Below are 13,861 nucleotides of genomic sequence, written 5' to 3'. Positions count from 1 at the left end.
CGCCGATCTGGCGAAGGGGCACTACTTCGCATGAGCATCGTCGAGGACGCCCGCCGCGCGCTCGGGCCCGTGGGCGTTCTCTGCCCGTGTCGTTCACGAGCATGCCGCCGGTGCACGAGCAGCACGATGCATGCCAGCCACGGACGACGGCCTCCACGCAAGCGTCACCGAACTCGAACGGCTTGCACCGGCGATCGCCACCTGAACACGAACACCACCGGAACGCTGGTCGGAGAGCAGGCCGGGAACACAACAAAAGGTGCGGAGCCAACAGAAAGTGGCCACCGCACCGTGGGGTCTACGGAGGCTCGGCCCCCGTATGGACATCACGATCCCGGGAAGATGACCGAAGGCCATCGAACAGGATGATCGTGGGGCGCCTGGGGATCGAACCCAGAACCCGCGGGTCCTGGGTCCTGCCGTGGTGGAGCAGGCCCCATCACGGTGAGCTGCGGCTTCATCCGATCGAAAGCGCCATTGAGGTACTTTGGCCCTCGTCGGTCTCCTAGCCTGATGACCCTCGGTCTGGAACGGCGAGCGCTAGGACGGCGACGCTCGCCTCCTGTCTACGCGGCGACCGTCGCCCAACTCTGGAACATCTGGAACCCATGCGGGGTGAGCTTCACGCAGTGCCCCCCACTGGCGAACAGGCGGTGGGTTTCGATCTGGATCGCGTCCACGCGCCACAGCTCGTGGAGGGTCGTGCGCAGCGGCTCGTCCATGGACTCGCCGGTCAGCCAGGTGTATCCGAGGGCCATGCCGTGGAGCCCGTTGTGGAAGCGGACGCGCTCCTCCTGGACCAGGCCCAGGGCCAGGTGCCGCTGTGGGCTGTAGTCGATCGTTGTTGACATGTGATCATCTCCCCAAAGTATTGATCGTTCCGATCAGCTCGACGACCAGCTTTCTACTCGTCAGGCGGACCGGGACGACCCAGGTTGGTGAACTGAGAACATCCGTGACTGCAAGAATTGCCGTTGCAGTGCGGTCATGTCGTCGCAGGTAACGCCCATCTGCGTGGACGGTCAGCAGAGTCCGGCGTGTACCTGCTAGCTGCTAAATGCCCGCTTGGGGAGACCACTTTGTTCGTCGGCCACGCCGGTGTGGGAAAAACACAGGCTGCCGCGTGGCTGTCCGCTCAGGGCACCCGCGGCACGCTGCCGGGAGATCTCGGAGGCTTCCGAGGATGTAGCGAGGCAGGTCGATACCGGCGTCTTCACCGTGCTCGCAACCCGGTCCGTCCACAACCACGTTCGCCTCTAGATCACGATCTCGCTGGCCTTCAGCCACGTCACGCGACGTTCAGCCGGCGGCTTGCTGTCGATGCTGACGATGTCCGCGTCGGCGGCCTCCTGGTCCTGCCGGTGGCGTCGCTGCTGCTCCTCCAACGCCTCATCCACCGTCGCCCCAGCGGCATACACCGCGCCGTCAGCCGGGTCGTACCAGGCGTCAGCATCCGGGTTCGGACGTCCGTAGCGAATGCTCATGCGCCCTCGACCTGGTTCGAACAGCACCGACCCGTGAACCACTCCACCGGACCGCCCCGATACCCGCCATGACGAGTCTGAGCCGAGCACAGGTCCGGTAACCAGAGGCCCCTAGGTAGCGTGGCCGCGCTATCACCTGGGGGTTTCTCACATTTCGATGATCACTCGTCGCCCATGCGACCCCGCCGGTCACAACCAGTACACGGCACAGCTGAGGACTTCGGTCTCGCCTGCGTTGCAGCCATGGGTGAGCTTCACCGCGAGAGCCGTAACTCGCAGCAAGTTCCGCCACCTGCACACAATTACCCAAAGAACCTATTCCAAGAAGAGGTTTCATGTGTCCAAAGTGGGCTAGTCCCGTGTCATACCCAACCGACACAACGAGACGCCTCCCGACTGTAGGAACAGGTCAGCGCGACGGCCCGGCAGTGAGCGCCGCACGTCATGCGACGTACCGAGCAACCTCATTCGCGCCTGTACCGACGCCCGCGTAACTTCTACGCTCAGCCGCTCGCCGAGCGTGCCTTCGACTGGGCGTGCCAGAAGGCAACACCCGCACTACCCGAGCCTCAGCTTGCGTCGAAGGCCGCGTTGAGCACGGCAGCGGCCTCGTTCATCTCGCCCGGCCTAATGGTGACGTCGGGTATTGGAACTGTCCGAATGCCTGGCTGGAGCGGTGCAGGGTCTGGGCCAAAACTGGTCAGCGATGCTCACAGGCCCGCCGGTAGTAAACGGCAAACAACGCTAAGGCCGGGCCTTCGAGGAATTCTTGGGCGCGTTCCCAGTCAGCGCCACGACTCTTCGGGGGTGCCGGTTCGCCGGGTGTGGTGGTCCAACAGTCTGGACAGCAGCTCGGTCAACCGCTGTCGCTCCTCGGGTGACAGCGGAGCCAGCAGTTCGTCCTGGGTTTCGGCCAGCTGCTTCTCCAGTCGCCGCAGCTGCCGCTTGCCCGCGGCGGTCAGCGAGATGATGTTGCGCCGCCGATCGGAGGGGTCCGGGGCGCGCTCGACCAGTTTGTGATCGGCGAGCTCGTTGATCGCCGCGACCATGTCGCTGAGGTGGATGTCGCTACGGCGGCCCAGCGCGGCCTGGCTGGCCGGGCCGAACTCCTCCAGCGTCGCCAGCAGGCGGTAGTGGTAGCCGCGGGCGTGGACGGACGAGAACCCGTCGGTCACCAGGCGGTGCGCGTGGTTGGCAGTCTGGGTGAGCAGCCAGCTGGGCAGGCTCTTCCACCTGGCGGGCGTCTCCTCGGATGGGTTCTCCATGTGGTGAGTCTACAAATCGTTGGGCGCACTAACGATTGTGATATCGTTTGGAATATAAACGTTAGTCGTCCGAACATTTGAGCGTCGAATGAATCCTCCTGGAGTTAAGACCATGATCAAGCCGTTCCGCATCGACATCCCCCAGGCCGACCTCGACGATCTGACCGACCGGCTCTCCCGCACCCGTTGGCCCAACGAGGTCGCCGACGCCGGGTGGGACTACGGCTTCCCGCTGGCGCGGCTCAAGGAACTGGCCGAATACTGGCGCGCCGGCTACGACTGGCGCGAGCACGAGGCCAAGCTCAACGAGCTTCCGCACTTCACCACCGAGATCGACGGCCAGAACATCCACTTCGTCCACGTCCGGTCTTCGAAACCGGACGCGCTCGCGCTGATCCTCACCCACGGCTGGCCCGGTTCGTTCCTGGAGTTCCTCGACGTGATCGAGCCGCTGTCGCGCGACTTCCACCTGGTGATTCCGTCCATTCCCGGCTTCGGGTTCTCCGGGCCGACCCACGAGCGCGGCTGGGACGCCGTCCGGGTCGCCCGGGCCTGGGCCGAGCTGATGCGCCGCCTGGGGTACGAGCGCTACGGCGCACAGGGCGGCGACTTCGGCGCGGGCATCTCCATCGGGCTCGGCGCGGTCGCGCCCGAGCACGTCGTCGGGGTGCACGTCAACTACCTGCCGACCCGGCCGGACCCCGACGTCGAGGTGTCCGAAGCAGATGAGGCCCGACTGGACAAGGTCAGGCAGCTGATGGCGAACCGCCCGCCGTACCAGGCTCTGCAGGCGCTCACCCCGCAGACCATCGGCTACGCGCTGACCGACTCGCCGGTCGGCCAGCTGGTCTGGATCGCCGAGCGATTCGCACAGTGGACCGACCCCGCCACGCCGGTCAGCGACGATCGGATGCTCACCGACATCTCGCTGTACTGGCTGACCGCGACCGCGGCCTCCTCGGGCCGGTTCCACCACGACACCCCGCGGGGGAGCCAGCAGCCGTGCCGGGTGCCGCTCGGCGTGGCGGTGTTCGCGCACGACATCACGCTGTCGGTGCGACCGCTGGCCGAGCGGCTGTACGACATCAGGCACTGGTCGGAGTTCGAGCGCGGCGGCCACTTCGCCGCGATGGAGGTGCCGGACCTGCTCGCCGAGGACGTCCGGGACTTCTTCCTTACCCACATCAAGTACGACCACCGGGTCGCCACGCGCTAGGAGACACTGTTGGCCGCGAACTCCCGGGCACCCCGGAGCTTCGCGGCCAACAGGCCGTTCGCCTTCGCCGAGTCCAGCCGCACCGTCGTGCCCTTGGCACCGACAGAGGCCTTGGAGGCCTTCGGCAGCGCTCCGACGTCGAGCCCGCCGCGCTCGGCGAGCAGGATCCCAACTCGTAGCGGGAAAGCGCGTCCGACCCGGCGGCGTGCAGGACGCCACCGAAGAGCTTGACCTTGTTGATCTGCTTGATGCGCGGCAGCAGGTCGAAACCGAGCAGGCGGGTGACGCCGAAACCGACTTCTGCTCGACGTGCCAGTAGATGAGGACGCCGCAGCCGCCGTAGCGGGCGTGCTGAGGCCCGGCCTTAGCGTTGTTTTTTGCCGTTTACTACCGGCGGGCCTCACACAGCCCCCGGCGTCAGCGAAGTCAGCGACGGTCTGCTGAAGCTGTTTGAGGAAGTCGATCAGGCTCGTGGCGACCACCTCGAAGTCGTGGAACCAGGCTGCGCTGGTAGACCGATGGACCGCCCCGCTCGGGTCGATGGCAAGGAGGTAGCCTCCGCCGTCGCTGCCGAACACGATGCCGATGACGTGATCTGCAACGTGCACGGGGCCGTACTCGGCGAGATCATTGAGCACGTCGTCGGGCGAGTGGATGAATTGTCCGTTATCGATGTCGGGCAGGCCGCCTCGGAGATCGTGTCGTAGAACGTGATCAGGGCAGGTGCGGCTGCAGCCACGGTTACGGACCGCAACGCTGCCCGGTAAGCTCACCGCCACCAACGATGCTGGGAACCGCCTAGACCCCGCGGCCAGTGCTGACAAGCCACTACACACAGCCAGGGGTACGGCAATGACCAAGATCCCCGACCACCCGATCGAAGCCCTGCATCTAGCTCGCGACGCCATCGCCCATGCTGCCGTCGCCCAAGGCCACGTCGAGCAGCCACAACCGGACGATTTTCACGCCTACGGCTCCGCACTGCTGTCCGCACTAGCGAACTTGCATCACATGACTGACGTGCTCGCCGACCAGGTCGACCACTATTCCGGCCAACTCCAACACCCGCACACCTGCACTGGCATCGACCCGGCCGAACGCGTGCACAGGACCGCCGAACACCTCGCCGCCGTTCGACAGGACATCGGCACCGCCGTCACCGACGCCACGCGCTACTGGTCAGCCTTCAACGACATCACGGCGACCGAACACCTGCCCCTCCCTGAGACACAGGGACAAGGTTGAACCAGCACCTTGACCCCGATCCCGATCCGCACGTCGGGCAACATCACGCAGAGGTGTTCGACTCCGCCGAGTGAGCACGAATTCGGTTCGGGGACGCCTCGACTGAGGCCACGCACGCGGCGCGGGTGGCGTTGGCGCTGCTGCTGGATCGGTGGGCGTTCACGGTCCCGGGGGTGTGGCTGCGGTCGGGATGTGATCTGGTGCCGGTCTCGGACGACGGCGACGCCGAGGGGGCCCGGACAACCGCGCGGATTGACCGGCAGTAGTTCGCCGAGAGGCCCTCGTCCTCGAGCTCGTCGAAGAATTGCTGAAGGGTACCGACGGTCAACTCCGTAGCCGAAGGTCGCCGATGCGGTCAAGCACGATCTTGTTGAGGTTGTGCTGATAGGTGGCGTGGGTAGAGTCCGCACGGCGAGCCTTGATCTTGTCGAGCCAGATGGCAGCGAACTCTCGAAACTTTGAGTTGTTGGTCAGCTTCGCCTTCGCACGCTGTAGGTCCTGGATCGCCTTCTGTAGCCGCTTGATGGCCTGCTTCTCGGTCGGGCCGGATCGTTCGAGTTGCCGTGTCTTGCCGCCGGCGTAGCGGAACTGGGTGATCGCGCCATGCGTTGCCGTCTTCGCAGGTGCGGATCGCGCCGTGCGTACCGATCTGGAGGGGTGGCCGAGCCATGGTCAACTCCTTGCCGGATCGAAAAGCATGGCCCACGCGGGCTTACCCGGCACCGGAGCTGATCAAGATTGCTCTGACCAGCACCAATGGTGGGGCGCCTGGGGATCGAACCCAGAACCCGCGGATTAAAAGTCCGCTGCTCTGCCAGTTGAGCTAACGCCCCGCTCGGTCAAGGTTACAAGGTCCCGGTGATCTTGTGCCGTGCTGGTGGGCGCTTCTCCGGCTGACGAACATCACACTCGCCAGCGGAGAGAAGGCGACGCCGCTGGGCGCAACGGCGACATCGAGATTTTCTCGATCGTTCTCTCAACCTCGGCGCGCCGCACGCGTCTTTCCGAGTAAAAGGGCACGAGCGCTTCGTGCCCCCGATCGGAAGGAACGACGTGATGCTCAACCGGACGGGGACCCTGGGCTCGATCATCGGACTGTTCGGCGGGGTGCTGCTGCTCGCCGGGTGCGGCCAGCCAGCGGCCGATTCCGCTCCCGCTCCCGCGCAGGGTGGCTCCATCCAGCGCGATGGCGCGATGTCCGAGATCTCCGCCGGGTCAGCCGGTGCGAACGCCGTCAGCTCCAACTGCTCGGCCACCGATTTCTCGGTGGACCTGAACATTCAGCCGGACCGCCCCGGTGTTCTGTTGATGGCCGTCACGAACGATTCCCAGCAGTCCTGCACGCTCAACGGCTGGGTGGATCTCGCGGCCACCGACATGGCGGGCGATCCGATCACCGAGGTACCCACCGAGCGCGTCGAGATGCCCGGGGCGCCGATGGAGATCAACCTGGACCCCGGTGAGTCCGCGTTCGCGGGCGTGCACCTCGAACTCGGCGACAAGGCCGATCCGGACACCTTCGTCGGCACCGGCTTCACCGCAACCCCACCTGGCACCGCGGGTTCGACCAACGCCGAGATCATCGGCGCGAACGGGGAGCAGTACTTCGAGTTCCCGATCAAGTCGATGCAGATCGGCAGCCTCCAGCCTTCCGCCCAGGGCGTCACCTTCTGACCGCGTTGCTCGTGAGCGCCACGGGCGTGATCAGGTGTTCCCAGAACACCACGCTGGCCGAGGGCAAACTCGTCGCGAGCGGCTGACGCCACAGTGCATCCGTTCCCCACATCGCGGTGGCCAATGCCACCAACCAGGTCCGGTCCGTCCTCCTCGCCCGCCAACCTATGTGTTCCGCTTCGCAGTGGCCGGGTTGTCCTGTCCGCATGACAGGACAACCCGGGCGGGCAGCCATACGATCGACAACCCGGACAATCCAGGCCACCGACGAACGTCTGTGTCCGCGAACCGGTGACTACGGGGAGAATCGACGCAGCTCCAGTCAGTAACGGAAAGGGACGGCTACCCATGCTTCATCAGCGAGCTCGACTGCTCGGCTCGGCCTTCGGCCTCGTCACGGCCGGCGCCCTGGTCGCCGCTTGCGGCGGCGGGCCACCAGCCGAACAACCGGGTTCCCCAGCGCCGACGCAGGCCGCTTCGCCCAAGCAGACGACCGGGACCTTCGAGCCCTACCGGCAGGGCGCCACCGCGATCACCTACGACCCGGCGCAGGTGCCTCCCGGATCTGGCGCCAGCATCACGTCCGAGCGCATGGACGGGCGCACCAGGGTCACCGTCGGAGTCCGCGGCTTGCAGCCGAACCGGGAATACGGCGCCCACGTGCACACCAAGCCGTGCGGTCCGACCGGTGAGGACGCCGGTCCGCACTTCCAGGAGCGGGCCGACCCGGTCAAGCCGTCGGTCGACCCGGCCTACGCCAACCCGCAGAACGAGGTGTGGCTGGACTTCCACACCGACGCCCAGGGCAACGGCACGGCCACCGCCGAAGGCAACTGGTCCTTCGACACCAGGCAGGACGCGAAGTCCTTCGTGATCCACGCGATGGGCACCCACACCGAACCCGGCCAGGCCGGTACCGCGGGCGCCCGCCTCGCCTGCCTCGACGCCACGTTCTGAGCAGTGCTGAGCGGTGCTGGCGCTTCGCACGGCCAGCACCGCTGACGAATCGATGCCCCGGGTAAGCCGCCGCCTTTCAGCTATCGCCACACGGGGCGACTTCCATTAGTCCGAATGGATGAAAATTAGCTGTGCTAAATGCCCTAAATGTGCGTTCGTTCACGGAGCGCGAATGCAGCCATCCATTGGCAGCACTGCTGTCCAAAACCGCTTGGCCCAACCGGTGGAAATCGGACCAGAGCGGGTTGACGAACTCTCCTTTCGATCCTGAGGAACTAAGGACGACTGGGTATATCCGATGATCCCGAATCCGGCGCAGCCACCTGATCTCCAGTGCTGGCAAGGCAGGTCACGGCTGATCCGCGTGCGGGCTTCGGGAACAATGGCCCTTGATGACCGTGCTTGATCTGTCCCCCGCGCCCGCCCGCCCGGCCGCACCCGCGTTCCAGATCGGCCCGTACCGGGTCGATCCACCGGTGGTGCTCGCGCCGATGGCCGGGATCACCAACGTCGCGTTCCGCCGGTTGTGCCGGGAGTACGGCGCTGGCCTGTTCGTCTGCGAGATGATCACCAGCCGCGCGCTGGTCGAACGGCACCCGAAGACGCTGGAGATGATCACCTTCGACCCGGACGAGCACCCGCGCTCGATGCAGCTCTACGGCGTCGACCCGGTGACGATGGGCCGGGCCGTGCGGATGATCGTCGACGAGAACCTCGCCGACCACGTCGACATGAACTTCGGCTGCCCGGTGCCCAAGGTGACCCGCAAGGGCGGCGGCTCCGCGCTGCCCTACAAGCGGCGCCTGTTCGGCGAGATCGTCCGCGCCGCAGTCCGGGCCGCCGAACCGGCGGGCATCCCGGTGACGGTGAAGTTCCGCATCGGCATCGACGACGACCACATCACCTACCTCGACGCGGGCCGCATCGCCGAGGACAACGGCGCCAAGGCGGTCGCGCTGCACGGCCGCACCGCGGCCCAGCGCTACTCGGGGACCGCCGACTGGTCGGCCATCGCCCGGCTGAAGGAACACGTTCGGACCATCCCGGTGCTCGGCAACGGCGACATCTTCAGCGCCGACGACGCGCTCCGGATGATGGCCGAAACCGGCTGCGACGGCGTCGTGGTCGGCCGCGGCTGCCTCGGCCGACCGTGGCTGTTCGGCGATCTGCAGGCGGCTTTCGCCGGTGCGCCGATCCCGCCCGGCCCGCCGCTGGGCGAGGTCTGCCGGGTCCTCAAGCGGCATGGCGAACTGCTCGCCGACCACATGGGCGAGCAGAAGGGCCTTCGCGACCTGCGCAAGCACATGGCGCAGTACCTGCGCGGCTTCCCGGTGGGATCCGAGTTGCGGCACCGGTTCGGCCTGGTGTCCAGTCTGGCCGAACTCGACGACCTGTTGGCCGAACTCGACCCGAACGTGCCATTCCCGGTGGATGCCGAGGGGCCGCGCGGACGTCAGGGCTCGGCGGGCAAGGTCGTGCTGCCGGAGGGCTGGCTGGATGATCCGGACGACGCCACCGTGCCCGCTGGCGCGGAGATCGAGCACAGCGGCGGCTGAGCGGTGCCATGCCACATTCCGTTGCACTGGGCGGTGATCGCCGATGGACGGCTGTCCTCATCGGTCTTTCGGCCGTGCTTTCCACGGCCGGATGCGCCGCGCCAGCAACAGAATCCGAACCGCTTCGACTGTCCAAGCAGTACTTCGCGGACAACAACGTCGCGGCAGCCCGCGGTCCGCAAGCCCAGCACGACTTCTTCCGCCGCACGCAACATCCCGATTTCGCGGACCAGACTTGCGATCTCGGCGACACCACGGTCGAACTCGACCCAGCGCTGTCGACCCTGCAACCGGATCCGGGGTTCGCCCCGGACGGCGTCCGACCGCGCGGCGAGATCTGGGTCGTCGGCGTCGAGGTGACCACCCGAACAGCGGGCAGCCGGACCGGCCATCAGATCGGCTCGCAGCACCTGGTGCTGCTCGACGATCGCATGTACGGATTCGCGCCTTGCCCGAGCGGTAATTGATTGCGTGATCAAGCGCTGGTAACGCGAACTGAGGGCGATAGCGATGGAGTTGCGATGCGGTGATGAGAAACACACACTGGTTTGCTCGTCCGTGCGGGTGGGTCCGATCCGTTTTGCTTCCGCATCCACCCCTCCGCCCGGTACACACTCTAGGCAGCTGAAGATTCGAGCGGCGCTCGTCAATTCAGACCAGGCCAGGGTCAGCCGGTTGAGCGAATTAGGGCGTCGGGCGAGTCAGACCAGCTCAAGCGATCCGTCCCACCCGACGACACCACGGACGGGAGGTGAGTGCGATGACCGGACTGCGTAACGGTTTCGCCGGGCCGGAGCCGCTGCGCGACGACGACGCGGCCACCGCGCGGCCTCCCGGCCAGCGCACCCGCCAGGACCTGGCCAACGGCACCGGGATGGCGGAGCTGCACGAGTCGATCGCCAGCCTGCTCGCGTCGCGTGGGCAGTGGCGGCAGGCGTACCACCACCTGCGCTCGGCGCTGGACCTGATGTCCACTGCGGACACGCCGCGCGTGCCGGAGCAGTTGCGGCACGAGGTCAACCGGTTGCGCCGGGAGCACGCCGAAGCACGCGAGCAGAGCCTGCGCGACAGCCTGACCGCCAGCTACAACCGCCGCTACCTGGACGAACGGCTGTCCGACCTGCTGACCGAACACGCTGGCACCGACGACGGCCTGGCGGTCGCACTGGTAGACCTGGACTGGTTCAAGCAGGTCAACGACACCTACGGGCACCTGCTCGGCGACCGGGTGCTGCAACGCGTCGTCGACCTGCTGCAGGAAGTGCTGCCGACGGGCGCCTTCTGCGCGCGCTACGGGGGCGAGGAGTTCGTCCTCGTGCTGCCCAGCATCGAGCCGAGCACGGCCGTGACGGTGTGCGAGACGGCTCGGTCGCGCGTGGAGCGGTTCCCGTGGCCGCAGATGGCGCCCGGGTTGCGGGTGACGATCAGCGTCGGGGTCGCGCACGAGCACAGCTTCGGCGACTCCGCACCGGCGTCGGCCGAACAGCAGTTGATCAGTGCCGACGCGCTGCTCTACGCGGCGAAGCAGGCCGGTCGCAACGCGGTCGCCTACCGGGCGGGCTCCGAGGTCCGATTGGCCGGAATCGCAGCCGGGCGGCGGGCGGCGGCAGCGCGCAGAGCCGCCGGTTACTGATCGCGATCAAGGAAGAGCACTGGGTGTATTTAAGTTTCGTTTATGCCGGTCAACCGGCTTAGCACAGTTGGTCGTATTGGACGAGACGACACGTGGGATCGTGCACTGATTGTGAAGAAATTGTCGCCCACTATCGTCAGTTCGGGCGATCAGCCGTACTATCTCGGAGGCGTCGCCCGATGCGCGTCGGGGGGTATCGAGCGCGTCGCCATTGTTCGTAGACCGTCGGCTTTCAGAGGTGGGAGGGAAAACGCGTGCCGCAGGACCCCCGGCATGGCGAATTCGGGCACCGCCGCTCCCGCCCGGACGAGAGTGCCGCCGACAACGGCACCGCCGGATCCACCGGCCGACGCCGCCGCGCGCTCAGCGAGGACGGCACCGGGGGCACGCGCGTCATCGACCTGCTCTCCAAGCACGGCAAAGCGCCTGGCAACGGTTCAAACCACCGGCGCGCCGCCGAACCGGAACCGCCAGAACCGCCGCAACCGCAGCCGTCCGCGCCGCCGCAGCCACCCCAGGCGTCGAAACCGCGCCGCGCCGCGCGGCCGCCGCAGGCCACCCCGCCTGGTCCGGCCGCCCGCCCCGAGCCTTCCGAGCCGCGCGCCGGTTGGACCGCGCCGGAGGGCGCACCGCGTCGCCCTCGCCCGGCTCCGCCGAACCGCCAGAACAACACCCCGCCGCCCGGCTGGACCCCGCCCGCAGCGGGCGCTCGCCCCCCGCAGACGCCGAACGGCGAACCGCGACCGGGACACCGCCGCGCCGCCGCGGACGGCCCCGCTCGCCCTGCCGCTGACGGTCCTGCGGGCCGCGCTCGGCCGCCCGCCGGAGGAACCGCGGCAGCGTTCGCCGGAGGCGCCGCCGCCCGCAACGGCGCCGCGATGGACCGGCCCACCCGCAACGGGACGCCGGTCGAACCGCCGACCCACAACGGGACGCCGTTGGAGCCGCCGATACGCAACGGCGCTCCGGTCGAGCCACCTCGCAACGGAGCGCCGGAGCCGCCCAGCCGCAACAGCGTTCCGATCGAGCGGCCGGTCGCCGAGCCGACCCGGATCACCCAGGCCCTGACCGGGGAAGCCGCTCCTGCCAAACCGCCGCGCCGCGCGCCACGCCCAGCACCGGGCCGTCCGGCACCGCCTGCGGTCGATGAGGACCTGGAAGCCACCACCCAGCACTCCGCCGTCCCAGCCGCTTCCCCGAAGGCCGAGAAGACCTCCCTGGTGGCGCGGCCGAAGCAGGCTGACAAGACCTCGGTCGTCGCGCGGCCGAAGCGCGACGACAAGACCAAGGTGGCCAAGCCGGTGGCGCCGCCGGTCGAGGCCGAGGAGACCGCCATCGTCGCGCCCTCGGACGTGGCCGACGAGGACGACCTCGACGAGGGCGCGACCCGCAAGGCCGACATCAAGGAGATCGACGCCACGCTGGCCCGGTTCTCCGCGGTGCACGACGAGATCGCCGCCGAAGAAGCCGCGCGCCGCAAGAAGTACTCCTGGCTGCTGGGCAAGCGCCGCGAGCCGGAGCTCGGCGCCGACATCCCGTTCGACTTCGTCGAGGGTCGCGACGGCCAGTCCCGGATGGAGTGGAAGAAGAAGCAGCGCAAGCGCCGCACGAACCTGATCGTGATGGCAGTGGCGATGGCCGCTTCGCTGTGCGTGTTCCTGACCCTCGGCATCGCCTGGGGCGCCACCACCATCTGGGGACCGCCGTCGATCGCGGCGCTGGACCCCAACTCGGCTTCCATCAAGGACGTCGCCAAGCAGACCGGCGACCAGAACTTCCTGCTGGTCGGCTCGGACACCCGCGCCGGGGCGACCGCGTCCGACGGGGTCGGCTCGGAGCAGGACGAGCCCGGTGCCCGCTCGGACACCACGATCATCGCGCACATCCCGGCCGACCGGAGCCGGGTGATCCTGGTTTCGTTCCCGCGCGACCTGCAGGTCGACATGCCCGCGTGCGAGCGCTGGGACTCGACCACCGGCAAGTACACCGGCGAGCAGGTCCCGGCGCGCCGGGACGTCCGGCTCAACGAGGCTTACTCGATCGGTGGCCCGCTGTGCACGACCAAGGTGATCCAGCAGGTCTCCGGGTTGCGGGTGGACAGCTTCCTGGGCATCGACTTCCAGGGCTTCAAGTCGATGGTGGACGCCGTGCAGGGCGTGGAGGTCTGCACCGAGAAGCCGATCATCGACACCACGCTGGGCACCGTGCTCCCCACTGCGGGCAAGCAGACGCTCAGCGGCGAGCAGGCGTTGAACTACGTGCGCGCCCGGCACGTCAAGGGCGACCCGACCTCGGACTACGGCCGGATGCAGCGTCAGCAGCTGTTCCTGTCCGCGCTGCTGCGCAAGACGATGTCCAGCCAGGTGCTGCTCGACCCTGGCAAGCTCAGCAACTTCGTCAAGGCCGTCAGCGCCAACACCTTCGGGGAGAACATCGGGGTCGACCGGCTGATGGACCTGGGCCAGCAGTTGCAGGGGCTGGACGCCAACCGCGTCACCTTCGTGACGGTGCCCACCACCGGCTACGCCAACGAGCAGGGCATGGAGGTGCTGCGGGAGACCGACACCAAGGCGTTGTTCCAGGCGATCATCGATGGTGCTCCGGTGACCGGCGACGCGAACGCCCCGCAGGCCGCGGAATCCAACGGGGTTCCCAGCGGCGGCGGTGCCAACGGCTTGCGGCAGCAGCCCCCGGCGCCGGACCCGAACCAGCCGAGCATTCCCGGCGGTCTGTCGACGGTGAACGCGGGAACCGACATCTGCGGCTGACCTCGGGTTTCCGCGGTAGCCCGAACGGGTTCATCATGGTGCGTTCACCGCTGGTTCACCACG

At 67.6% G+C, this 13,861-nt stretch carries 13 protein-coding genes, 1 tRNA gene and 1 pseudogene; 9 read left to right on the top strand and 6 right to left on the bottom strand.

The window, feature by feature from the left end; all coding sequences use genetic code 11:
* Positions 1 to 566: 566 nt before the first annotated feature.
* From MOQ72_RS19885 to MOQ72_RS19875, 3 genes are all read right to left on the bottom strand, one after another.
* Positions 567 to 851: a hypothetical protein gene (locus tag MOQ72_RS19885; protein ID WP_242185362.1), complete on the bottom strand. Its 285-nt coding sequence runs from the start codon at positions 849 to 851 to the stop codon at positions 567 to 569.
* Between the two features lie 405 nt (positions 852 to 1,256).
* Complete coding sequence (locus tag MOQ72_RS19880; RefSeq protein WP_242185361.1) at positions 1,257 to 1,484, bottom strand: hypothetical protein; 228 nt, start codon at positions 1,482 to 1,484, stop codon at positions 1,257 to 1,259.
* A 785-nt stretch (positions 1,485 to 2,269) separates the two neighbouring features.
* Entirely contained in the window at positions 2,270 to 2,749 is a 480-nt protein-coding gene (locus tag MOQ72_RS19875) for a MarR family winged helix-turn-helix transcriptional regulator (protein WP_242185360.1), read from the bottom strand.
* A gap of 112 nt (positions 2,750 to 2,861) precedes the next feature.
* Between MOQ72_RS19875 and MOQ72_RS19870 the strand changes: the two genes are divergently transcribed.
* The 3 genes from MOQ72_RS19870 (at position 2,862) to MOQ72_RS19860 (ending at position 5,210) form a co-directional block, all read left to right on the top strand.
* Entirely contained in the window at positions 2,862 to 3,965 is a 1,104-nt protein-coding gene (locus MOQ72_RS19870) for an epoxide hydrolase family protein (protein WP_242185359.1), read from the top strand.
* A 377-nt stretch (positions 3,966 to 4,342) separates the two neighbouring features.
* Positions 4,343 to 4,672, top strand: coding sequence for a hypothetical protein (locus MOQ72_RS19865; RefSeq protein ID WP_242185358.1), 330 nt, complete (start codon positions 4,343 to 4,345; stop codon positions 4,670 to 4,672).
* A 145-nt stretch (positions 4,673 to 4,817) separates the two neighbouring features.
* Complete coding sequence (locus MOQ72_RS19860) at positions 4,818 to 5,210, top strand: hypothetical protein (RefSeq protein ID WP_242185357.1); 393 nt, start codon at positions 4,818 to 4,820, stop codon at positions 5,208 to 5,210.
* A gap of 324 nt (positions 5,211 to 5,534) precedes the next feature.
* On the opposite strand, the gene MOQ72_RS45645 is transcribed toward MOQ72_RS19860, so the two are convergent.
* Together MOQ72_RS45645 and MOQ72_RS19855 are read right to left on the bottom strand one after the other, a co-directional pair.
* On the bottom strand, positions 5,535 to 5,684 hold the full coding sequence (locus tag MOQ72_RS45645) for a tyrosine-type recombinase/integrase (protein ID WP_372495474.1): 150 nt from the start codon (positions 5,682 to 5,684) through the stop codon (positions 5,535 to 5,537).
* Positions 5,685 to 5,967: 283 nt separating this feature from the next.
* Positions 5,968 to 6,043: transfer RNA gene (locus tag MOQ72_RS19855), tRNA-Lys, on the bottom strand.
* A 223-nt stretch (positions 6,044 to 6,266) separates the two neighbouring features.
* Here MOQ72_RS19855 and MOQ72_RS19850 point away from each other — a divergent pair.
* Positions 6,267 to 6,884 (top strand): DUF4232 domain-containing protein, encoded by a 618-nt coding sequence (locus MOQ72_RS19850; protein WP_242185356.1) that lies wholly within the window; start codon positions 6,267 to 6,269, stop codon positions 6,882 to 6,884.
* Positions 6,885 to 6,897: 13 nt separating this feature from the next.
* Here the strand turns inward: MOQ72_RS19850 and MOQ72_RS45640 are convergent.
* A pseudogene (locus tag MOQ72_RS45640) lies at positions 6,898 to 6,996 on the bottom strand (EamA family transporter); the annotation flags it as partial.
* A 236-nt stretch (positions 6,997 to 7,232) separates the two neighbouring features.
* On the opposite strand from MOQ72_RS45640, the gene MOQ72_RS19845 reads away from it, so the two are divergent.
* The 5 genes from MOQ72_RS19845 to MOQ72_RS44550 all read left to right on the top strand — a co-directional run bounded on the left by MOQ72_RS19845 (position 7,233) and on the right by MOQ72_RS44550 (position 13,798).
* Positions 7,233 to 7,841, top strand: a complete 609-nt coding sequence (locus MOQ72_RS19845; RefSeq protein WP_242185355.1) for a superoxide dismutase family protein — start codon at positions 7,233 to 7,235, stop codon at positions 7,839 to 7,841.
* A gap of 392 nt (positions 7,842 to 8,233) precedes the next feature.
* The gene (dusB, locus tag MOQ72_RS19840; protein WP_242185354.1) at positions 8,234 to 9,397 is read left to right on the top strand and encodes a tRNA dihydrouridine synthase DusB; all 1,164 of its coding nucleotides are present in this window, start codon (positions 8,234 to 8,236) and stop codon (positions 9,395 to 9,397) included.
* An 8-nt stretch (positions 9,398 to 9,405) separates the two neighbouring features.
* The gene (locus MOQ72_RS19835; protein ID WP_242185353.1) at positions 9,406 to 9,864 is read left to right on the top strand and encodes a hypothetical protein; all 459 of its coding nucleotides are present in this window, start codon (positions 9,406 to 9,408) and stop codon (positions 9,862 to 9,864) included.
* Between the two features lie 293 nt (positions 9,865 to 10,157).
* Positions 10,158 to 11,030, top strand: coding sequence for a GGDEF domain-containing protein (locus MOQ72_RS19830; RefSeq protein ID WP_242185350.1), 873 nt, complete (start codon positions 10,158 to 10,160; stop codon positions 11,028 to 11,030).
* A 254-nt stretch (positions 11,031 to 11,284) separates the two neighbouring features.
* Positions 11,285 to 13,798 carry an LCP family protein gene (locus tag MOQ72_RS44550; protein ID WP_308197914.1) on the top strand — a complete coding sequence of 838 codons (2,514 nt, stop codon included), beginning with the start codon at positions 11,285 to 11,287 and terminating at the stop codon, positions 13,796 to 13,798.
* Positions 13,799 to 13,861: the final 63 nt, after the last annotated feature.

Origin of the sequence: Saccharopolyspora soli (genome assembly GCF_022678645.1) — a bacterium.
Lineage (GTDB): Bacteria > Actinomycetota > Actinomycetes > Mycobacteriales > Pseudonocardiaceae > Saccharopolyspora > Saccharopolyspora soli.
Note: the sequence above shows the minus strand (reverse complement) of the source record. Positions and strands in the feature narration are given on the sequence as shown.

What these genes read in the sequence shown, in the direction of transcription:
- MOQ72_RS19885 (WP_242185362.1), bottom strand. Translation starts at nt 851, where the DNA reads ATGTCAACAACGATCGACTACAGCCCACAGCGGCACCTGGCCCTGGGC.
- MOQ72_RS19880 (WP_242185361.1), bottom strand. Translation starts at nt 1,484, where the DNA reads ATGAGCATTCGCTACGGACGTCCGAACCCGGATGCTGACGCCTGGTAC.
- MOQ72_RS19875 (WP_242185360.1), bottom strand. Translation starts at nt 2,749, where the DNA reads ATGGAGAACCCATCCGAGGAGACGCCCGCCAGGTGGAAGAGCCTGCCC.
- MOQ72_RS19870 (WP_242185359.1), top strand. Translation starts at nt 2,862, where the DNA reads ATGATCAAGCCGTTCCGCATCGACATCCCCCAGGCCGACCTCGACGAT.
- MOQ72_RS19860 (WP_242185357.1), top strand. Translation starts at nt 4,818, where the DNA reads ATGACCAAGATCCCCGACCACCCGATCGAAGCCCTGCATCTAGCTCGC.
- MOQ72_RS19850 (WP_242185356.1), top strand. Translation starts at nt 6,267, where the DNA reads ATGCTCAACCGGACGGGGACCCTGGGCTCGATCATCGGACTGTTCGGC.
- MOQ72_RS19845 (WP_242185355.1), top strand. Translation starts at nt 7,233, where the DNA reads ATGCTTCATCAGCGAGCTCGACTGCTCGGCTCGGCCTTCGGCCTCGTC.
- dusB (WP_242185354.1), top strand. Translation starts at nt 8,234, where the DNA reads ATGACCGTGCTTGATCTGTCCCCCGCGCCCGCCCGCCCGGCCGCACCC.
- MOQ72_RS19835 (WP_242185353.1), top strand. Translation starts at nt 9,406, where the DNA reads ATGCCACATTCCGTTGCACTGGGCGGTGATCGCCGATGGACGGCTGTC.
- MOQ72_RS19830 (WP_242185350.1), top strand. Translation starts at nt 10,158, where the DNA reads ATGACCGGACTGCGTAACGGTTTCGCCGGGCCGGAGCCGCTGCGCGAC.